This is a genomic window from Mesorhizobium sp. M1E.F.Ca.ET.063.01.1.1 (genome assembly GCF_003998155.1).
Taxonomy (GTDB): domain Bacteria; phylum Pseudomonadota; class Alphaproteobacteria; order Rhizobiales; family Rhizobiaceae; genus Mesorhizobium.
The window spans coordinates 1-3,356 of record NZ_RZSC01000643.1; the positions used below are offsets into that span (position 1 = coordinate 1).

The following is a 3,356-nucleotide window of genomic DNA, read 5'->3' on the forward strand; positions in this document are numbered from 1 at the left end:
GCCGATCGAGGTGATGGCCGAGCGCGGCGTCGAGCCGCTGCGCTACGGGGCGATGAAGCCGATGGGCCTGACCAACATCCACAATCCGTCGGTCAAGGCCTACGCCGTCGTCCAGCTCCGCCAGGACAATGCGCTGGGCACGCTCTACAACATGGTCGGTTTCCAGACCAAGCTGAAGCATGCCGAGCAGGTGCGCATCTTCCGCACCATTCCGGGGCTAGAGAACGCCGAGTTCGCGCGCCTCGGCGGCTTGCACCGCAACACCTACATCAACTCGCCGACGCTGCTCGATCCGTCGCTGCAGCTCAAATCGCGGCCGGGCCTGCGCTTTGCCGGCCAGATCACCGGCTGCGAAGGCTATGTCGAGAGCGCCGCGATCGGCCTGCTCGCCGGCCGTTTCGCCGCCGCCGAACGGCTCGGCCAAGCGCCCTCGCTGCCACCGCCGACCACCGCCTTCGGCGCGCTGCTCAACCACATTACCGGCGGCCACATCGTTTCGGACGACGAGCCCGGAAAACGCTCCTTCCAGCCGATGAATGTCAATTTCGGCCTGTTTCCGCCGGTGGAGGCGCCGAAGGTCCAAGGAAAACGCCTGCGCGGCAAGGACAAGACCATCGCCAAACGCCATGCGATCACGACACGCGCGCTTGCGGATTGCCGCGAGTGGCTGGGATTGCCGGCGCGAGCGCAAGCCGCGGAATAGGCTTTTCGGTTCCGATTGGACGACCCATATGAAGTAGGATACTATCCTACTTTATATGCATGGAGCTATCCCGTGGAGTCCGCCGAGAAACTCTCCATCACCGTCACGCCAGCCATGGCCCGGATGATCCGCGAAAAGGTCGAGGACGGCTCGTTCGGGTCCGCGAGCGAAGTCATCCGCGCCGCACTCCGCGCCTTCCAACGCGAGGAAGAGGAGCATGCCGAGCGCATGGCCTCGATCCGGGCGCGGGTGAAGGCTTCGATTGAGGACAAGAGGCCAGCCGTTCCGCTCGATGAGGCGATCGCGAGGGTAAAGGGTCGGATTTCGCAGATGGCGCGAGACAGTGATGATTCAACGTCTCGCCGTCGTTCTTAGCGAAGCGGCCATATCCGATCTCGATGCTATTGCCGCCTATATTTTCGAAAGCAGCGGTAGCGGCAGTATCGCTATAAGCTTCGTTGATCGCATCAGGGACCGCTGTCACAGCATCGGCAATGCGCCCCGCGGCGGGCGCCAGCACGATGACATTGTGCCGGGTCTGAGGACTGTCCCGTTCGAGCATTCCGCCGTCATCGCCTATATCGTCGAAAGCGATATCGTGCGCATCGTCAATATCTTCTACGGCGGCCGCGACTACGAAGCGCTGCTACGTGGCGGCGGTGAACCGTCCTGACTACTCCGCCGGCTCTGCGCCTGCGGCCGGCAGCCCTGGCCTGCCCGCCTCCGCCGGATTTCTCCGCACATAAGCCGCCTTCAGCGTCTCCGACGTGTCGCGCGAGCCGTCATGGCTCCAGCCGGGCGGCTGGATGAGATAGTTGAGGCGTTGGCTGAGCGTCAGCCCCGGCTTAGCCGCATCCTTGAACATGCCTATCCATTCGTGGAAGGCCACCTTCAGCGGATTGAAGGTGCCGATGTTCTTGACGATGCCGTAGCGCGGCCGGTCTCCCTCCAGTTCCTCGACGAAAGTGCCGAACATGCGGTCCCAGATGATCAGCGTGCCGGCAAAATTGGCATCGAGATAGCGCGGGTTGGTGGCATGGTGGACGCGGTGATGCGAGGGCGTGTTGAAGATGAGTTCGAACCAGCCCCACATCTTGCCGATCGTCTCGGTGTGGATCCAGAACTGCCAGACGAGGTTGAAGCCGAAGACGAAGGCGATCACGGCCGGGTGGAAGCCGGCGAGCACCAGCGGCGCCTGCAGGATGAAGGTGAAGGTGAAGAGGCCGGTCCAGCTTTGCCTCAGCGCCGTCGAAAGATTGTAGTGCTGGCTGGAATGATGGTTGACGTGCTCGGCCCAGACCCAGCGCACCCGGTGCGCGATGCGGTGATAGACGTAGTAGCGCAGGTCATCGAGCAGGAAGGCGGCGACAAAGACCCAGACCGACAGGCCGAGATTGAAGAAGCGGAACTGCCAGAGCCACACCAGCGCCCAATAGGACACGACGCCGAGCAGCAGACCGGCGACGACATTGCCCGTGCCCATCATCAGGCTGGCCAGCGTGTCGCGCGTCTCGAACGATCCCTTGGCGCGGCCGGTGCGCACCAGCCAGAGCTCGATCAGGATCGCCGCGACGAAGAACGGGATGGCAAGCTGGGTGACTTGCGGAAAATTGTAGTCGTCCATCACGCCGCCTTTCGGGTCCGATCGCGGGCTTGCAGCGCCGCCGCCATGGCCAGCGCGTCGGCTTCGTTGGCAAAGGCAAACCGCCCGCCTTTCCAGGTGAAATCATCCATCCGCAGCAACACCACGCTCCCTTCCCGCACCAGGGCGAGAACATCCCGCGGCGTGACGATGCGCGTCAGGAAACAGTCGCCGATGCTGTGAACGATGCCGCAGCGTTGCGAGCCGAGTTCGAGGAACGCGGCATGCCTGTCCGATGTCAGCCGCACGGCACCCGGCTTTTCGTCCGGAAAGTCTTGGGCAAAACGTGCGAGCGCCTGATCAGCAGTGGCAAACGTCGCGGTTGTCGTGCCACCGGTGAAATGCACGGCGGCGACCGACAGCGCGATGCCGAACACGACGAGGACAACCAGGACTGGCAGTGTCATGGAATGGCGGCTCCTCCGGCGGCTCGCATTTCTCTGACGCGAGTCCACGCGACGGAATCCCTAGCACGATTGACGTTTACGTCAAAGAGGCGCCCAGCCGCGCATGGCATGACGCAGGAGCAGCCAGTGCCGCCGCAAGGTCGAGAGCGTCGCAGTCGCAACGCGTGGGGAGCGGTCCGCGCTGTCCATCCTGGTGAGATAGGCGCGCGTCAGCGCAAGTGGCAGAAACGCGGGGCGCAGCGAAACGGGGAGAGCCGGCGCGCCCTTCTCGAAAGCGCCGAGATGCTCTCGCGCCAGCGCAATCATCGCCGCCACTGCGCGCTCCGCGCCAGGACCGCCGTCGCCCTTGACGAACTCTTCCGGTGTCGTTCCCGCGGCTGCAAGGATCTCGGCGGGCACGTAGCATTGGCCTCGCCTGCGATGCAGCGGCAACAAAAGCAGCAGGCCGGTGATCGCCTGCGCGCAGCCTGCCCTGCCCGCCAGTTCGGCAAAGCGTGGCGCGGCAGTTGGATCGAGCACCAACGCCGCAAGCTGGATGAGCGCCGCGGCCGTCTCGCCGCAATAACCCTCGAGGTCGGTCCGCGACGGCATCGGGTCGTCATAG

6 protein-coding genes are annotated in these 3,356 nt (G+C 64.2%); 3 read left to right on the forward strand and 3 right to left on the reverse strand.

What is annotated here, in order from left to right; translation table 11 throughout:
- The 3 genes from trmFO to EOA29_RS29770 form a co-directional block, all read left to right on the forward strand.
- A partial coding sequence (gene trmFO, locus EOA29_RS29760) for a methylenetetrahydrofolate--tRNA-(uracil(54)-C(5))-methyltransferase (FADH(2)-oxidizing) TrmFO (RefSeq protein ID WP_127222004.1) occupies positions 1-703 on the forward strand: 703 nt, incomplete at its 5' end.
- 72 nt (positions 704-775) lie between these two features.
- Positions 776-1,078: a type II toxin-antitoxin system ParD family antitoxin gene (locus EOA29_RS29765; protein WP_126093412.1), complete on the forward strand. Its 303-nt coding sequence runs from the start codon at positions 776-778 to the stop codon at positions 1,076-1,078.
- Entirely contained in the window at positions 1,050-1,376 is a 327-nt protein-coding gene (locus tag EOA29_RS29770) for a type II toxin-antitoxin system RelE/ParE family toxin (protein ID WP_127222005.1), read from the forward strand. The genes EOA29_RS29765 and EOA29_RS29770 overlap by 29 nt, the downstream gene beginning before the upstream one ends.
- Here the strand turns inward: EOA29_RS29770 and EOA29_RS29775 are convergent, their stop codons facing one another.
- The 3 genes from EOA29_RS29775 to EOA29_RS29785 all read right to left on the reverse strand — a co-directional run.
- A complete protein-coding gene (locus tag EOA29_RS29775) occupies positions 1,377-2,327 on the reverse strand; it encodes a sterol desaturase family protein (RefSeq protein ID WP_189350012.1) in 951 nt (316 codons plus the stop codon).
- On the reverse strand, positions 2,327-2,752 hold the full coding sequence (locus EOA29_RS29780; protein WP_126093409.1) for a hypothetical protein: 426 nt from the start codon (positions 2,750-2,752) through the stop codon (positions 2,327-2,329). Before EOA29_RS29780 ends, EOA29_RS29775 begins: the two co-directional genes overlap by 1 nt.
- An 81-nt stretch (positions 2,753-2,833) precedes the next feature.
- A partial coding sequence (locus tag EOA29_RS29785; RefSeq protein ID WP_189479025.1) for a squalene/phytoene synthase family protein occupies positions 2,834-3,356 on the reverse strand: 523 nt, incomplete at its 5' end.

Coding starts and splice junctions, on each gene's coding strand:
- EOA29_RS29780 (WP_126093409.1), bottom strand. CDS start 2,752: ATGACACTGCCAGTCCTGGTTGTCCTCGTCGTGTTCGGCATCGCGCTG.
- EOA29_RS29770 (WP_127222005.1), top strand. CDS start 1,050: ATGATTCAACGTCTCGCCGTCGTTCTTAGCGAAGCGGCCATATCCGAT.
- EOA29_RS29775 (WP_189350012.1), bottom strand. CDS start 2,327: ATGGACGACTACAATTTTCCGCAAGTCACCCAGCTTGCCATCCCGTTC.